At 74.0% G+C, this 13,528-nt stretch carries 11 protein-coding genes; 7 read left to right on the top strand and 4 right to left on the bottom strand.

From position 1 onward, the window contains the following. Nucleotides 1-121: 121 nt before the first annotated feature. The 4 genes from PUR71_RS37385 to PUR71_RS37370 are packed head-to-tail and all read right to left on the bottom strand — an operon-like array spanning nucleotide 122 to nucleotide 3,110. Nucleotides 122-421, bottom strand: a complete 300-nt coding sequence (locus PUR71_RS37385) for a hypothetical protein (protein WP_329931717.1) — start codon at nucleotides 419-421, stop codon at nucleotides 122-124. A gap of 58 nt (nucleotides 422-479) precedes the next feature. Continuing rightward, the gene (locus PUR71_RS37380) at nucleotides 480-911 is read right to left on the bottom strand and encodes a nuclear transport factor 2 family protein (RefSeq protein ID WP_329931716.1); all 432 of its coding nucleotides are present in this window, start codon (nucleotides 909-911) and stop codon (nucleotides 480-482) included. A 7-nt stretch (nucleotides 912-918) separates the two neighbouring features. Next, nucleotides 919-1,722: an MBL fold metallo-hydrolase gene (locus PUR71_RS37375; protein ID WP_329931715.1), complete on the bottom strand. Its 804-nt coding sequence runs from the start codon at nucleotides 1,720-1,722 to the stop codon at nucleotides 919-921. Next, nucleotides 1,719-3,110, bottom strand: a complete 1,392-nt coding sequence (locus PUR71_RS37370; RefSeq protein WP_329931714.1) for an MFS transporter — start codon at nucleotides 3,108-3,110, stop codon at nucleotides 1,719-1,721. Before PUR71_RS37370 ends, PUR71_RS37375 begins: the two co-directional genes overlap by 4 nt. A gap of 207 nt (nucleotides 3,111-3,317) precedes the next feature. Here PUR71_RS37370 and PUR71_RS37365 point away from each other — a divergent pair, with 207 nt between their 5' ends. The 7 genes from PUR71_RS37365 (at nucleotide 3,318) to PUR71_RS37335 (ending at nucleotide 13,456) form a co-directional block, all read left to right on the top strand. Continuing rightward, nucleotides 3,318-4,415: a DUF5937 family protein gene (locus PUR71_RS37365; protein WP_329931713.1), complete on the top strand. Its 1,098-nt coding sequence runs from the start codon at nucleotides 3,318-3,320 to the stop codon at nucleotides 4,413-4,415. Nucleotides 4,416-4,501: 86 nt separating this feature from the next. Further along, on the top strand, nucleotides 4,502-5,368 hold the full coding sequence (locus tag PUR71_RS37360) for a PhzF family phenazine biosynthesis protein (protein ID WP_329931712.1): 867 nt from the start codon (nucleotides 4,502-4,504) through the stop codon (nucleotides 5,366-5,368). A gap of 404 nt (nucleotides 5,369-5,772) precedes the next feature. Beyond that, nucleotides 5,773-7,047, top strand: coding sequence for an 8-amino-7-oxononanoate synthase family protein (locus PUR71_RS37355; protein WP_329931711.1), 1,275 nt, complete (start codon nucleotides 5,773-5,775; stop codon nucleotides 7,045-7,047). Further along, nucleotides 7,044-8,648 carry a carboxyl transferase domain-containing protein gene (locus PUR71_RS37350; protein ID WP_329931710.1) on the top strand — a complete coding sequence of 535 codons (1,605 nt, stop codon included), beginning with the start codon at nucleotides 7,044-7,046 and terminating at the stop codon, nucleotides 8,646-8,648. The genes PUR71_RS37355 and PUR71_RS37350 overlap by 4 nt, the downstream gene beginning before the upstream one ends. Before the next feature lie 7 nt (nucleotides 8,649-8,655). Continuing rightward, nucleotides 8,656-10,773, top strand: a complete 2,118-nt coding sequence (locus tag PUR71_RS37345; protein ID WP_329931709.1) for an ATP-binding protein — start codon at nucleotides 8,656-8,658, stop codon at nucleotides 10,771-10,773. A gap of 80 nt (nucleotides 10,774-10,853) precedes the next feature. Beyond that, nucleotides 10,854-12,098, top strand: a complete 1,245-nt coding sequence (locus PUR71_RS37340) for an ATP-grasp domain-containing protein (protein WP_329931708.1) — start codon at nucleotides 10,854-10,856, stop codon at nucleotides 12,096-12,098. Beyond that, a complete protein-coding gene (locus PUR71_RS37335) occupies nucleotides 12,095-13,456 on the top strand; it encodes an MFS transporter (RefSeq protein WP_329931707.1) in 1,362 nt (453 codons plus the stop codon). The genes PUR71_RS37340 and PUR71_RS37335 overlap by 4 nt, the downstream gene beginning before the upstream one ends. Nucleotides 13,457-13,528 lie beyond the last annotated feature (72 nt).

Here is a 13,528-nt window from a genome sequence, read left to right as displayed (position 1 = left end):
TCCTCGCTCTCCGGCCCGAATCGACGGCCAGCCTGCCCCCCTCGCCCGTGGCCTGTCGAGACCGCGCCGGGCGCGCCGCCACCGGCTCCCCCGTTCGGGTGAAGAGCGGGGCCGGCCTCCGTCAGGCGCAGTCGTGCTCGTTGGAGACGTGTGCCGTATCGGGGCCGCCCCGGAGCTTCACCTGCTCGGGCTCGGTGGTGCCGTCCGCGTGGCGGGCCTGGACGTGCAGGACACCCACCGGGGACCATGGCGGCGGGATGGCGTAGAGGGTGTGCCGGCCCGAGGGGGTCCGGAACTGGGTGACGCGTTCGGTGGTGAGGTGCTGGTCGCCGCAGGCCACCTCCGTGACCTCTTCCTCATCGGTGTAGAGGAAGGTGGCCGCCGGGATGACGCCATGGCGGCGCAGCGAGTCGAGTTTCATGTTTCCCCCCGTGGACGACCGCTTCGAGTCTACGGTCGACTCGTTCGCGGGGAGTGACCTACGGCTGTGTCGCGTCGCGGACCAGGGCGGTGTCGGTGAACTGCTCGAAGCGCACGATGCGGCCGCCGCGCACGACGAAGTGGTGGGCGACGCGCACCGCGAGGGGTTTGCCGGTGGTCTTGTGGACGGCCGTGTAGCGGGCCAGGACGACGACGTTCTCGCCGTCGACGACGTAGCTGTCGTCGTGGGCCGTCCAGTTGTGCCACTCGGCGGCGAGGCGTTCCATGACGTTGCCGGTGACGCCCTTGGGGGTGCGGTAGGTGCCGCCGAGGGGGAAGCCGGCCATCTCCGTCCACTCGACGTCGTCGGCGAGGGTGGCGCGCAGGGCGGCGAGGTCGCCGCGGGCGGAGGCGAGGTACTGGCGGCGGACGACGTCGGCGGGGGCGGCGGACTCGTTGAACGCGGAGGTGTCGCGCGGGATCTCGATCATCGAACCCTCAGCCCCAGGTCATCTCGCCCATCGCGACCTTCGTGCCGAGGTCGACGGCGATCGCGAGGCCGAGGTCCGGGAAGCGCTCCTCCAGGGCCTGTTTGGCGGCGGCGGCGTCCGGGGCACGGCCGATCTCGGTCTCGAACGCGCGCAGGTAGTCGCGGGTGTGGAAGACGGAGGTGAGGTCGGTGGGCGCGCCCCCGGTGCGGTGGCCGGCCGCGACGAACTGCGGTTCCAGCGCCTCGATGCCGTCCAACAGGTCGATCCAGGCGGCCCGTTGCTCGGGGGAGGGGGTGTCGGCGGTCCACACGTGCAGGCCCTCGAAGAGCAGCACGCCGCCGAGGACGGCGTGGTGGTGGTGCTGCCACAGGTAGTGCCGGTCGGGCAGGTGGAAGTCGGCGCCGCGAAGCTCGAACCGGTGGCCCTCGAAGACGATTTCGTCGCCGTGCAGGGGTTCGGGCCGCACGAGGCGGTTGGGCAGTTCGGGGCCGAGGTGCGCCCAGGCCTGGAGCTTGGCCGCGTAGGTGTCGTGGATGTGCTCGACGGTGGACGGGGTGGCGAGGAAGCGGGCCTCGGGGAAGGCGTCCTGGACCTCCTGCGCGCCGAAGTAGAAGTCCGGGTCGCCGTGGCTGACGAACACCGTGGTGAGCCGCTTGCCGGTGGCCCGGATCCGCTCGGCCAGGCGGCGGCCGTCGGAGCGGGTGAAGCCGGCGTCCACCAGCAGGGCGTCGTTCGGACCGGTGACGAGGACGGAGGTCTTGTTGAGGGAGCTGTCGGGGCTGTCGACGACTTCGAATTCAAGCGCGCTCATCGTGCGGAGGGTCCTTCCTCGGGCCGGGCAGGCGTCGCGCCCAGGATCGGTGCTCGACGGCCCGCCCGCATCCCGAGGGCGGTCGCCGGGGCGGGGCCCGGTGTCACCCACTCCGCGGGCCCCAGCCGCAGCACCGCCACCGCCCCCGCCAGCGTGGCGACGGCCAGGGTCGACCACAGCACCCCGGGCCCGGCCGACAGCAGGGCCGTCAGCACCGCGGGCGCCGCCGCCCGGCCCACGCCCATCGACAGTTCCCAGCGGGCCAGCGCCCGCCCGAGCAGGTGCGGCGGCGCCACGGCCGCCACCAGGGCCGTGCCGGAGCCGGTGTAGAGGATCTCGCCCAGCGTGAACAGCACCGCGACCACCGCGATCCCCGCCGCGCCCGGCGTGCCGCCCAGCGAACCGGCCGCCCAGAAGCCCAGGAACGACAGCGCCAGCGCGAACCCGGCGGCCGCCATGACCACCCGCCGCGGCCGGTGCGCGAGGCGCAGCACCAGGGCCAGCTGGAGCGCGATCACCAGCACCGTGTTGCCGACGAAGACGCCGGACGACCACGCGGGCGAGGTTTGGAGGTGCAGCACGAGCAGCGCGGGCAGGGCCACCTCCAGCACGTCGAAGCAGAAGGCGTACGGCACGTTGGCGAGGCTGAGCAGGGTGATGCGCCGCATCGGCGTGCGGGGGCCGGCCTGGGGAGTGTCGGTGGGAGCGGCGACGGGCGGGGCCGTCACCCGCAGCGAGTGGACGAGGGCGGCGGCGCCGAGGCACGCCACGCCCGTCACGCCCGCGAGCAGCCGGATCGCGCCCTCGCCTCCGGTCACCGCGACGGTGGCCAGCAGCGCGCCCGCGCCCAGGCCGGCGTTGCGCAGCGAGCGCCCGGCGGCCAGGGCCGCGTCGCGGAGCCGGCCCTCGGTCAGGGTGCTGACCACGGCGGCGTGCGTGGCGGGCCAGGACTGGCTGCCCACGCCGATCAGCACGGCCGCCGCCGTGAAGCCGGGCAGGCCGCCCGCCGCGAGGAGCGCGAGCGCGCCCACCGACCGCGCCGCGAGCGTCGCGGCGGCCGGCCGGGTGCGGGCACCCCGGTCGATCCACCGGCCGGTCAGCGGCACGACGAGCAGGCCCACGACCATGCCGAGGGTCATGGCGAGCCCGGCCGCTCCGGCGGTCAGGTGCAGCACCTCGATGCCGTAGAGGAGCAGGAACGGGCGCAGCAGGCCGGTGCCCACCGCGTCCACCAGCAGGGCGGTGGCGTAGCGGGGGCCGCCGGCGGCGGTCAGCAGGGTGAGGAGGGCGGACGGGCCGCGGCGGCTGGTGCCGATCGGCGGCGCGGTGGGCTCACCGGTCCGGGTGGCGGCGTGGTCGTGGACGGACTTCTCCTGGATCAGGCTCATGGCCGACACCGTGCGCCCCGGACGGCGGGCCGGGCACGTGGATTGACGGTTCGCGTCAATCGACGGGGGGAGCATCGGGCCTGGTGGCAGGATCACCATCGTGAGAGAGCGAAGCGAACGAGTAATCGACAGGTGCGTGTGGGCGAACGCCCCTGCCGAGCGATGGGGGCACCACCGGGCCGCCACGGCCGGGGGAGAGGCGGGCGCATGAGCTTGACCATCGACATCGCCGGAATGCCCGACGAGTGCCTCGTCTTCACGCCCTCCCCGCTCGCCGAGCTGAACGCGATGCTGCACGTCCTCGCCGAGCCCGGGCACCACCCGGCGCTGCACGGCTGGGCCTCCAGCACCGCCGCGACGATCCCGCCCGAGCTGTCGGAGCGGCTGCTGGAGGCGGACTTCCTCTGGCGCTCCTCCCGCGCCGACTTCCTCGTGCCCGGTCTGCCCGGCGCCTCCCTCGCGGAGGAGCTCGACGCCGTCGACCGGATCGACGACGAGTTGTACGTCTCCGCCGCGCTCATCACCACCTGCGGCTCGTCCCGGCTCACCCGGCGGATGGCCTCCCCGCTCACCGATCCCGTCGCGAACGAGCGGGCCCGCGAACTCGCCCTCGCCCGCGGTCCCCGTCAGGCCGCCTTCGCCGACCGGCTGCTGGCCGATCCGCCCGGCGTCCGCGCCCTGGTGCGGCGGATGCTGGAGGACTGCCAGGCGGCGTTCTTCGCCGACGCCTGGCAGCGCGTCCTGCCCGATCTCGCCGCCGACGCCCGGCACAAGGCCGACCTGGTGCGCCTGCGCGGCGCCGGCGAGGCGCTCGCGGCGATCTCGCCGTCCGTCGGGCTGGAGCAGGGCGGCGACGGGCGGCGCCGGATCGTCATCGACAAGCTCCAGGACAACGCCACCAGCGGTGTGGCGAGCGGGGGAGTGACGTTCATCCCGACGGCGTTCGGCCGTCCGCACCTCCTCGTCGTGCACGCCCCGGGCTGGCGGCCCGTCGTCCAGTACCCCGTGGCCGAGGCTGGGCTGCCGGAACCGGTGTCGCTGGCGCTGGTCCAGCAGCGGCTGGAGGCGCTCGCCCACCCGATCCGGCTGCGTCTGGCCCGGACGATCGCGCGCGGCCCGCACACCACGGGCGAACTCGCGGCCGCCTGGCAGCTCTCGGCCCCCGAGGTCTCCCGCCACCTCGCCGTGCTGCGCAAGGCCGGACTGCTGGTCACCCGGCGGCGCGGACGCTACATGCTCTACGAGCTCGACCTGGCCGGCAGCGCCCGGCTGGGCTCCGACCTGCTGGAGGCGGTGCTGCGGTGAACGAGGTGAACAAGGCGACCGGAGCGAACGAGGGGACCGGGGGGAACGCGGGGAACAGGGACGGGAGCGCCCGCGTTCCTCGGGGCATGACCCACGACGAACCCGCAGCCACGCCCGAGGTCCTCCGCTACACCGCCTTCGCGACCCGCCCCGAGGGCGGCAACCCGGCCGGCGTCGTCCCCGACGCCACCGGGCTGTCCGACGAGCGGATGCTCGCCATCGCCGCCGAGCTCGGCTACTCGGAGACCGCCTTCCTGACCCCCGGCACCGGCCAGGGCGCCTACGGCGTCCGGTACTTCAGCCCGCTCGCCGAGGTGCCGTTCTGCGGGCACGCCACGGTGGCCTCGGCCGTCGCGCTCGCCGCGCGCACCGGCCCCGGACGGTTCGTCTTCACCACCGCGGCCGGGGAGGTCCCGGTCGAGGTGGCGGCGGACGCGGACGGCGTGCTGCGCGCCACCCTCACCAGCGTCGAGCCGAAGGTCGAGGACGTGAGCGCGGCGGACGTCGCCGAGGCGCTCGCCCTCCTCGGCTGGGCGCCCGCCGATCTCGACCCGGAGCTCCCGCCCCGCCTCGCCTACGCCGGGGCCCGTCACCTCGTGCTCGCCGCCGCCACCCGCGACCGGCTGGCCCGCCTCGCGTACGACTTCGACGGCCTCGCCGCCTACATGACGGCCCGGGACCTGACGACCCTCCAGCTGGTGTGGCGCGAGAGCCGGCACGTCTTCCACGTCCGCGACCCGTTCCCCGTCGGCGGCGTGGTCGAGGACCCGGCCACCGGCGCGGCCGCCGCCGCGTTCGGCGCCTACCTGCGCGAGCGCGGCGCCGTCGGGGCGCAGGCCGTGCTGACGCTCCATCAGGGCGAGGACCTCGGCCGTCCGGGCCTCCTGCACGTCGAGCTGCGCGAGGGCGACGCCCGCGTCCGCGTCTCGGGCGCGGCCGTCCCGATCCCGTAAGCGGCACCGCACCGGCCCCGGCGTCCTCCTGACGCCGGGGCCGTTCGCGTTCCCGGTGCGCCGCACCTCCGCGTCCCGCGCCGCCGTCCGACCGGTCGGTCGGCGGAAAAGCGGCTCCGGTGGATATCCGGAAAGCACCCCGGACGTCAATGCCGCCCGACCGGCAAATAATTTCCGGTGCACCCGGCGCATGGTGTTCTGTCCGTTTTGTGAAGCGGCAAATACTTTCCGGTTGACAGTCGTTCCGGGCTATTCAATGCTGTGAACTACCGGGAATCAGCAGCTCCGGCCCTATTGCTTGCTTCTTCTGACGCATCGACACCACTCCCCGCGCCTCCTCCTCCCCAGGCATCCGGGGCATCTCGCCATGCATTCTTTACCGAAATTCGACAGGGAAAAACGGCGTGCACACTTACCTGAACCTCAAGAAGTCCGCGCGGATCAGCCACGACTTCTGGGAGGTCACCTCCGAGGCCGGGATGTTCGACATCGTGGTGTCCGGCCTCGGTGACGGACGGCACCGGGCGCTGGCCGACGGCCACGAGTTCGTGAACATGTCCTCCTACTCCTACCTCGGCCTCGACACCCACCCCCGGATCGTGCGGGCCGCCGCGGACGCGGTGCTCGCCGAGGGCGCGCTCAACAGCTCGACCTCCAGGATGCGCATCCGCTTCGGCTCGCTGCGCGACGCCGAGACCGCGCTGTCCGAGCTGTTCGACGTCGAGGCCGTCACCGTCGCCTCGTGCGCCGCCGCGGCCTGGGCGAGCCTGCCGCTGCTCGCCTCCGGGCTGCTCACCGACGACGTGCCGCCGTTGATGGTCTTCGACAAGAACGCGCACTTCTGCCTCAACGCGCTCAAGCCGGCCGTCGCCGACGAGGCCGAGATCGTCACCATCGCCCACAACGACATGGCGGCCCTGGAAGACCTCTGCCGCAAGCACCCGCAGGTCGCCTTCGTCGCCGACGGCGTCTACAGCACCGGCGGCGCCGCCCCGATCGCCGAACTGCTGCGCCTGCAGGAGAAGTACGGGCTGTTCCTGTTCTTCGACGAGGCACACGGCGTGTCCACCGTCGGCGAGCACGGCCGCGGCGCCGTCCTGGAGGAGATGGCCGCGCGCGGCGGCATGAACGACCGCACGCTGATCATCACCTCGCTCAACAAGGGCTTCGGTGCCTCCGGCGGGGCGATCTTCCTGGGCCGCAGCGGCGACCGCAAGCGCCGCGACACCGCGCTGCGCAACGGCGGCCCGCTGATGTGGTCGCAGCGCATCAACACCGCCGGGCTGGGCGCCATCATGGCCTCCGTCGAGCTGCACCGCTCCCCGGAGCTGAAGGAGCTCCAGCTGCGCCTGCAGGACAACATCTCCCTCTTCGACTCGCTCGTGGACACGTCGTTCGGCGGCGACGGCCTGCCGATCCGCTTCGTGGACATCGGCTCCGAGGAGGCCACCATCCGCCTCGCCGGGGAGCTCCTGAAGCGTGGCTACTACACCTCGCCGATCTTCTTCCCGGTGATCGGCCGTGGCAAGGCCGGCCTGCGCCTGATGCTGCGCGCCAACATGGCCGAGGCGGAGATCAGGGACTTCTGCACCGCCCTCAACGACGGCCTGCGCGCCGAGGGCCTGGCCGCCGGGGCCGTGGGCGTCGAGGCCGTGGGCGCAGAGGAGCAGCGCCGATGACCGTCCTGCAGTCCCACGTCGACACCTCCTCCGAGGCGTTCCGCCGCAACTCGGCGGCGTTCGACGAGAAGCGGCAGGTCATCGCGCGGGCCAGGGCCACCGCGGTGGCCGGCGGCGACGAGCGATCGCGCCGGCGCCACACCGAGCGCGGCAAGCTGACGGCCCGCCAGCGGGTGCACCGGCTCCTGGACCCGGGTACGCCGTTCATGGAGCTCGGCCAGTTGGCCGGGCACGAGGTCTACGACGAGCACGTGCCGTCGGCGGCCCTGGTCACCGGCATCGGCGTGGTGAGCGGCCGGCCGGCCGTGATCTTCGCCAACGACGCGACCGTCAAGGGCGGCAGCTACTTCCCGCTGACCGTCGAGAAGCAGCTGCGCGCCCAGAACGTGGCCCGCGAGAACGGCCTGCCCTGCATCTACCTGGTCGACTCCGGCGGCGTCTACCTCCCGCTGCAGGAGCACCTGTTCCCGGGCGAGCACCACCTGGGCCGGATGTTCCGCAACATCGCCGAGCTGTCCGCCCTCGGCCTGCCGCAGATCGCCGCGGTCATGGGCAGCTGCACCGCCGGCGGAGCGTACATCCCCTCGATGTGCGACGAGACGGTGATCGTGCGCGGCACCGGCACGGTGTTCCTCGGCGGCCCGCAGCTCGTGCGCGCCGCCACCGGCGAGATGGTGGACGCCGAGACCCTCGGCGGCGCCGACCTGCACACCCGGGTCAGCGGCGTGGCCGACCACCTCGCCGAGGACGACGAGCACGCGCTGGCGATCGTCCGGGAGATCATGGCCCGCGACAGCCGGCCGGCGCTCGCCCCGCCGCCGGTGGCCCCGCGCCCGCCGTTGTACGACCCGGCGGAACTGCCCGGCATCGTCAGCGCGACCCTGCGCGAGCACATCCCGGCCCGGGACGTCCTGGCCCGCCTCCTGGACGGCAGCGAGCTCGTCGAGTACCGCGCCCGCTACGGCCCGACGATCGTCTGCGGCACCGGCCACATCGGCGGCTACCCCGTGGGCGTCCTGATCAACGACGGCGTCCTCTTCCCGGAGAGCGCCCAGAAGGCCGCCAACTTCATCGAGCTGTGCACCCAGCGGGACATCCCGCTGCTGTTCCTGCACAACATCAACGGCTTCATGGTCGGCGCCGAGTACGAGGCCGACGGCATCGCCAAGCACGGCGCCAAGCTCGTCAACGCCGTCTCCACCGCCAAGGTGCCCAAGTTCAGCCTCGTCGTCGGCGGCAGCTACGGCGCCGGCAACCTCGCCATGTGCGGGCGCTCGATGGGCCCGCGGCTGATGGCGATGTGGCCGAGCGCCAAGTCCACGGTGGTCGGCGCCGAGCAGACCGCGACGGTGATGGCGCTCCTGCGCAGCGACCAGCTGGCGAAGGAGGGCAAGGTCCTCTCCCCCGAGGAGGAGGAGTCGATCAAGCGCCCCATCATCGAGACCTACGAGCGGCAGTCCCACCCGCTCTACTACGCCGCCCGGATGTGGGTCGACGCCGTGGTCGACCCGACCGAGACCCGCGAATGGCTGGCGCTGTGCCTGGCCATGTCCGTCGACGCTCCCAAGCAGGAGACGCGCTTCGGCGTGTTCCGGATGTGATGACGAAATGATCAAACGAGTCCTGATCGCCAACCGCGGCGAGATCGCCCGGCGGATCGCCCGCACCTGCCGCCGCCTGGGCGTCGAGTACGTCGCCGTCCACTCCGACGCGGACCACCGGTCCGCCCACCTCGAGGGCGCCGTCGAACGCGTCCGGATCGGGCCCGCCGCGGCCGCCGAGAGCTACCTCGACGTCACCGCGCTCGTGGACGCCGCCCTGCGCACCGGCTGCGACGCCGTCCACCCCGGCTACGGCTTCCTCTCCGAGCACCCCGGCTTCGCCGCGGCCGTCGCCGACGCCGGGCTCGTCTGGGTCGGCCCGGACGCCGCGATGATCACGGCCATGGGCGACAAGTCGACCGCCCGCGCCCTGATGGCCGCCGCCGGCGTGCCCGTCCTGCCCGGCTCCGACACCGCCACCGAATCGGCGGAGGCGATCCTCGCCGACGCCGAGCGGATCGGCTACCCCGTGATGCTCAAGCCCGTGGCGGGCGGCGGCGGAAAGGGCATGCGCGTCGTGCGCTCCGCCGCCGAACTGCCCGACGCCGTCGCCGAGGCCGTCCGGCTCGGCCGCAGCAGCTTCGGCGACGGCCGGCTGCTGGCCGAGCGCTACGTCGAGCGGCCCCGCCACCTGGAGGTCCAGGTGTTCGGCGACCGCCACGGCAACGTCGTCCACCTCTTCGAGCGCGAGTGCTCGCTACAGCGCCGCCACCAGAAGGTCGTCGAGGAGGCCCCGGCCGCCAACCTGCCCGACGCCGTCCGCGCCGAGCTCCTGGAGGCCGCCGTGCGCGGCGCCCGCTCGCTCGGCTACGTCAACGCCGGCACCTTCGAGTTCATCGTCGACCCGGCCGACCGCTGCTACTTCCTGGAGGTCAACACCCGCCTCCAGGTGGAGCACCCGGTCACCGAGGAGATCACCGGCGTCGACCTGGTCGAGTGGCAGCTGCGCGTCGCCGACGGGCAGCCGCTCCCGCTCGGCCAGGACGAGATCACCGCCACCGGCCACGCCGTCGAGGTCCGCGTCTACGCCGAGGACCCGGCCGAGGGCTTCCGCCCCGCGCCCGGCCGCGCCGCCGCGGTGCGCTGGCCGGCCGGCGTCCGGGTCGAGGCCGCCTTCGACGACACCGCGACCGGCCACGGCACCGGAGCGACCGGTTTCGGCAGCGCCTTCGATGCTGCCTTCGACGGCGGGTTCGACAGCGGATTCGACGGTGCCGAGGTGGAGTTCGGCAAGTCCGCCTTCACCGCCGGCGCCGAGGTCCCCGCCTTCTACGACCCCATGGTCGCCAAGCTGATCGCCCACGCGCCGGACCGCCAGGCCGCGCTGCGCCGCCTGGCCGACGCCGTCCGCGGCACCGCCCTGCTCGGCCTGACCACCAACCTGGGCTTCCTCGCCGAGCTCCTGCGGGCGCCCGCCGTCGTCGCCGGCCGGATGGACACCCACCTGGTGGACGCCCTGGTCGCCACCCCGGCGGAGGGCACCACCACTGCGGCCGAGCGCGCCGAGGCCGCCGCCGCCTGCGCGGCCGCGATGCAGCTCCCGCCCCTCGACGGCGCCCCCGCCTCGCCCTGGCACGGCACCGTCGGCCCCTCCGACCGCCGCCGGCTCGACCCGGTCGCGCCGTTCGGGCGCGTCGAACTGCGCCACGGCAGACGGACCCTGGGCGTCGGCCTCACCGCCCGGCGCGGCGGCAGCGTCGAGGCACAGGTCGAGGGCCGGCCGTACACCGTCGCCGCCACCGCCGTGCCCGGCAGCCCCGGCCTGTTCCGCGGCACCGTCGACGGCCTCGCCTGGACGGGCCTGCGCACCCCGGCCGGCTGGGAGCTCGGCATCGACGGTCACCGGGTCGCCCTGGCCGACCGGAGCGTCGCCGGCGCGGGCGCCGCGGCCGCCGACAACGCCGTCAAGACGCCGATGCCGGGCACCGTGGTCGGTCTCCTCTGCGAGGTCGGCGACCGCGTCGAGGAAGGCGCCGCCCTCGTCGTCGTCGAGGCGATGAAGATGGAGAACCGCATCCTCGCGCCCTTCACCGGCGTCGTCACCGCGATCACGTGCGCGGTGAGCGACCTGGTCGCGACCGAGCAGGTCCTGGTCGAACTCGCACCCGCCGCCGACGACGCCTGACGCCGCCCGGACCTGACGCCGACGACGCCTGACGCCGCCTGATACCCGCACCACCCATCCCCGGAGCAAGGAGCCCTCGCATGTCCGCAGGAACCGACCCCGCCACGCTGCTGCTGGTCGGCGGGGTACGGGCCGTGTCGCTCGGCCTCGACATGGCGGAACTCGCCCTCGACCAAGCCCACGAGCGGGGGCTGCGCACCCACCTCACCAACCAGGAGGCCGTGCTCGCCGCCACGGAGGCGGTGACCGGCCGGGCCGGCGCCGTCTCCGCGGTGGACTTCGCCGTCCCCGGCGAGTCGGCCGCCTGGGCGCTGCGCCAGGTCGCGGACGGCACCCGGTTCGACGCCGTCCTCGCCCTCCAGGAGATGGCCCAGGTCGCCGCCGCCGACACCGCCGAGGCCCTCGCGCTGCCGGGCAACCCGCCCGAGGCCGTCCGCCGCGTGCGCACCAAGGACGCCTGCCGCGAGGCGCTCGCCGCGGCCGGCTTCCGCCAGCCCGCCGTCCGCCTGTGCGTCGATGCCACCGAGGCCGCGGCCTTCCTCGCCGCCTCCACCGGGCCCTGGATCGTCAAGCCCCGCGACGCGATGGGCAGCACGGGCGTCAGCCGGATCACCGGCCCGGACGGGCTGGCGGACGCCGTCGCCCTGCTGCCCGGCACCGGCCCGTTCCTGGTCGAGGAGTTCGTCGAGGGCGCCGAGTACAGCGTCGAGGGCCTCTTCCTCGACGGCGCGCCGGTCGTCCTCGCCGTCACCGAGAAGGAGAAGGTCGAACCGCCCTTCTTCGTCGAGGTCGGCCACATCCTCCCCGCCGAACTCCCCGACGCGCGGCGGACGGAGATCGAGCGGACGGTCGCCGCCGCGCTCGACGTCCTCGGCCTGCGCCGCGGCGCCTTCCACGTCGAGCTCTGGCTCGGCCCCGACGGCATCGTGCTCGGCGAGGTCCACAACCGCTACGGCGGCGACTGGATCCACCGGATGCTCGGCCACGTCATCCCCGGCTTCCAGGTCTACGGCCTCATCTACGACGACCTGCTCGGCCTCCCGCGCGAGCGGGCCGACCTGACGCCGGTCCGGGCCGCCGCCGCCCGCTACCTCACCCCGCCGCCCGGCACGGTCGTCGCCGTCGACGGCTGGGAGGAGGCCGCGGCCCACCCCGACGTGCTCCGCGCCGAACTCGCCGTCGGGCCCGGCGGCACCGTCCGCCCGCTGCGCACCTCCGGGGACCGGGCCGGCGTCATCGTCGTCGGCGCCGACACCCCCGACCAGGCCCGCAAGCTCGCGCGCGAACTCGCCGACTCCGTCCGCTTCACCGTGGAGTCCGCGTGACCACCAGCGCCACCGCCACCCCGACCGCGCGGCCGAGCCTGCTGCGCCGACTGTCCACCGGACTGGCGGCCACCCTGCTGCCCGGCTCCCGGCAGGGCCGGATCATGGCCGCCGGCACCACCGTGGACGCCGTCGCCAACGGCCTCTACCTGGCCACCGCCACGCTGTACTTCGTCCATTACCTCAACATCAGCGCCGTCGCCGTCGGCACCGCGATCGCCTCCGCCAACGTCGTGGGCCTGATCAGCCCGCTGGTCTTCGGGCCGGTCGCCGACCGCTTCGGCGCCCGGCCGGTCTACGTCGCGCTCACGCTGGCGCGCGGCGTCGGGTTCATCGGGTACGCCCTGGTCGGCAGCTATGCCGGGTACCTCGTCGTGACGTGCTTCACCATCGCGGCGGCGCGGGCCTGTTCACCGCTGCTGCAGGTGATCGTCGGCGAGTTCGAGGGGGCCGCCGAGCGCACGAAGACGATGGCCTCGCTGCGGGCCATCACCAACATCGGCCTCACCGTGGGCTTCCTGCTGGCCGCGCTGGTGCAGGCCGCCCACTCAAGGGCCGCCTTCGTCGCCCTGTTCCTGTTCAACGCGGCGGCCTTCGCCGCCGTGGCCCTGGCCGTGGTGCGGGCCGGTCGGGTCGCCGGCGGCACCGAAACGCCCGCGCCCGCCTCGGCCGACGCGCCCGCCTCGGCCGACGCGCCCGCCGCACCGGCCGAGCCCGTCGCGACGGGCGGATCGCCCTACCGGGACCGGCGGTTCCTGCTGGTCACCGCTGCCAACGCGATCCTGATGCTGCACGACTGCGTGCTCTTCATCCTGCTCCCGCTCTGGGTGGTGGAGCGGGCAGGCCTGCCGGCCAGCGCCAGCTCCGGCCTGCTGGCGATCAACACCGTGCTCACCGTGGTCCTCCAGCTCTCGGTGGGCCGCCTCGCCCAGGGGCTCGCCCGGGCGCTGAGGATGCTCCGCGTCGCGTGCCTGTTCCTGGTGCTGGCCTGCGCGTTCTTCGCCTTCGCCGACGGGCGGGGCCACTACCTGGCGCTGGGGGCCGCGGTCGTCGCCGTCGCGATGCTGACCGTCGGGGAGAACCTCCACGCCGTCTCGCGCTGGGAGATCTCCTACGAACTCGCGCCGCCGGCGGGCCGCTCCAGCTACCTGTCGCTGTTCAGCACCGGCATGAGCGCGCAGCTGATCATCGGTCCGTTCCTGGCCACCGGCCTGCTGCTGCCGGCCGGCGCGGCGGGCTGGGTGCTGCTCGCCGCGCTCTTCGCCGGGGCCACCGCCGTCACCGTCATCGCCTCGCGCGGCGCGGTCGCGGTCGAGCGGGCCGCCACCACGGCCGAACCGGAGGCGCTGACCAGCTGATGTCACGCTGTGTTGCTTGAGCGGGTACACAGTTGCTTGATTGAGTACACGCCAGGAGTTACGCTCCCCTCA

Source organism: Streptomyces sp. SP17BM10 (assembly GCF_036322405.1).
Lineage (GTDB): Bacteria > Actinomycetota > Actinomycetes > Streptomycetales > Streptomycetaceae > Kitasatospora.
This window is presented reverse-complemented; position numbering and strand designations above follow the sequence as displayed.

Excerpts from the sequence above, each read along its gene's own strand:
- PUR71_RS37375 (WP_329931715.1), bottom strand. The coding sequence starts at position 1,722 with ATGAGCGCGCTTGAATTCGAAGTCGTCGACAGCCCCGACAGCTCCCTC.
- PUR71_RS37380 (WP_329931716.1), bottom strand. The coding sequence starts at position 911 with ATGATCGAGATCCCGCGCGACACCTCCGCGTTCAACGAGTCCGCCGCC.
- PUR71_RS37345 (WP_329931709.1), top strand. The coding sequence starts at position 8,656 with ATGATCAAACGAGTCCTGATCGCCAACCGCGGCGAGATCGCCCGGCGG.
- PUR71_RS37360 (WP_329931712.1), top strand. The coding sequence starts at position 4,502 with ATGACCCACGACGAACCCGCAGCCACGCCCGAGGTCCTCCGCTACACC.
- PUR71_RS37350 (WP_329931710.1), top strand. The coding sequence starts at position 7,044 with ATGACCGTCCTGCAGTCCCACGTCGACACCTCCTCCGAGGCGTTCCGC.
- PUR71_RS37340 (WP_329931708.1), top strand. The coding sequence starts at position 10,854 with ATGTCCGCAGGAACCGACCCCGCCACGCTGCTGCTGGTCGGCGGGGTA.
- PUR71_RS37385 (WP_329931717.1), bottom strand. The coding sequence starts at position 421 with ATGAAACTCGACTCGCTGCGCCGCCATGGCGTCATCCCGGCGGCCACC.
- PUR71_RS37365 (WP_329931713.1), top strand. The coding sequence starts at position 3,318 with ATGAGCTTGACCATCGACATCGCCGGAATGCCCGACGAGTGCCTCGTC.
- PUR71_RS37370 (WP_329931714.1), bottom strand. The coding sequence starts at position 3,110 with ATGAGCCTGATCCAGGAGAAGTCCGTCCACGACCACGCCGCCACCCGG.